The organism is Butyrivibrio sp. INlla16, from assembly GCF_900104155.1.
Taxonomy (GTDB): Bacteria; Bacillota; Clostridia; order Lachnospirales; family Lachnospiraceae; genus Butyrivibrio.
This window is the reverse complement of the sequence record NZ_FMYB01000126.1, coordinates 1-1,942: the sequence shown is the minus strand read 5'-3', so window position 1 is coordinate 1,942 and position 1,942 is coordinate 1. Positions and strand designations below refer to the sequence as shown.

The window sequence follows — 1,942 nt, the reverse complement described above, 5'->3', positions numbered from 1 at the left end:
CCCTAAAGTCGTTAAATGTGTACTCAAATCATCACTCCTGATTTAGGCCTATTTTTTCCAGATAGAGCGCATCACAGGAGGTTATTTCTGTATTCCATCTGCGACTGCGGAGTTTGGTAGATATCTCTACCTGCTCGATTGTATCAAACCACTGCAGCTGCAGATATAAAGGTGTATTGTTGACCCAGGTTCTTAGCTTTTTGGTGGTCTTGAGATCTTCGCTCTTTAAGTTCCCGCTGTTGATCTCGTTGTCGAGAACTGCCTTGAGCTTGCGTATTTCTTCGCTGAAATATTCGTAGTAGCACAGCGAGATGAACTGTACAAACATACGGCCTCTCAGAGTGTCTGTGTACCATACTCTTGCACGTGTACCGTCGGCATGCTGTTTCTCTGCCTCAAAGAAAGACTCTATGGTCTCTCTTTTACGGTACTTGCGCAGGCACTCAAACGGATCCTTTTCTTTGTTGGAGACGAGCGCAAAGTACCCGTGATATTTATTGGCATCCTTGATGGCTTTGTTATTGGCAGTTGCAGTTATTTTGCCACCCCATCGTTTGACTGTGAAATACTTGCTCGCTTTTTCCTGTGCTGCAGGAGCCAGATCCTCAATGGCTGTTCCGCTTTCCAGCAGAGTTTTAAGCTCGTAAAGATCATCATCAAGAGCTGTTTTATCATCAGTCTGCCTGGATTTGTTGAAATATATATGCAGATAGATCCTGCGCTTAAAGGTTTCTTCAGAGCCTTTCTCGGCTCCGTTTTTATGGTTGGAGTATTTGCGGATCTTCTTAAATTCCTGCATAAGAACCACTGTTACTCCATGTGTTGCATGATCGAATGGACATATGGTCCGGAAGTCATCAAGTGCTTCCATATGCCTGTCTATCTCGGGGCGTATCCATTTGAGGCTGATCTTTGCCAGTGTGATAAAATCAAAGCCCGCCTGCAACAGCTCTGAGAGATTCTGCTCAGAATAGTAGCCGTTATCTGTAACTATTTCTGTAGTATTTACACCTAAAGCCGTGAGCTGCTTTATGGCATTGGTTACTGATATAACATCCGGAAGGTTGCCCGGCTGTTTTGTAAATGCTATAGGCTGTCTGCTGTCAATGGAATACAGTGTCAGCAGCTTGATGGTCTTCAGACCATCGTGAGCCTTGTTGAATCCGAACCTTGCATCGTTCTGATTCTCTGAATACACAGAGATCGTAGATGAGTCATATGCAAGAGCATCCTCTACAGACAGCGATTCACAGCGCTTCTTAAAGAAACTCTGCTGTAGGCTTTCATCAAGTCCAACCTGAACGAACAGGTTATGATATACATCCTCGGATATGCCATCTTCGTACGGCAGTGGATGGTTGAACTGCCAGGTCTGTATGCCTGGCAGGGACTGCCCGTTTGTTGCCAGAAGATATCTTGCCAGCGATATGATCTTCTGGGCTGTACCTATGTCGGTAGATGCATAAACAGCATCGTCAATGCCGGACACTTTACCGATGTGATCTATTATGTCCATCATCCCGACATGCATGCGCTTAGCTGATACAATTTTAGTTTCTGTATCTGATTTGGTAGCTTTGCTCCTTTTAGGTCTCGTTGGAACTGGATCTTTTTCCCCTTTTGGGATTTTGGCTATCAGCTTGCTGCTTAGTACTTTGTTGTATTTTTTGTCGGGATCATAGATGGTTTGCCTCTCCAGAATGTAGATATCACCGTTCTTCTGAGGCTGACGTACTATTTTTGTTTTGATCTCTCCTGATGGTTTTGCTGGCATAAGGCACTCTCCTTATTTGAGTATATATTTATTATAATATATACTCAAATAAAAGTCAATACAAAAAGCGCTTAAATGTCAGTATTTTCAAGGATTTGCGCCATATGGCCAAGCAATAAAAATGAGTAAATAATCGTTTTGAGTATCTAATTTACGACTTTAGGGTTA

The 1,942-nt window shown here is 43.1% G+C and carries 1 protein-coding gene; it reads right to left on the bottom strand.

Features of this window, described 5'->3' with window-relative positions:
• Positions 1–31: 31 nt before the first annotated feature.
• On the bottom strand, positions 32–1,774 hold the full coding sequence (locus BLR42_RS22245) for an IS1634 family transposase (protein WP_091873932.1): 1,743 nt from the start codon (positions 1,772–1,774) through the stop codon (positions 32–34).
• Positions 1,775–1,942 lie beyond the last annotated feature (168 nt).

Bases quoted from the DNA above. Each gene is read 5' to 3' on its own strand.
- BLR42_RS22245 (WP_091873932.1), bottom strand. From the start codon at position 1,774: ATGCCAGCAAAACCATCAGGAGAGATCAAAACAAAAATAGTACGTCAG.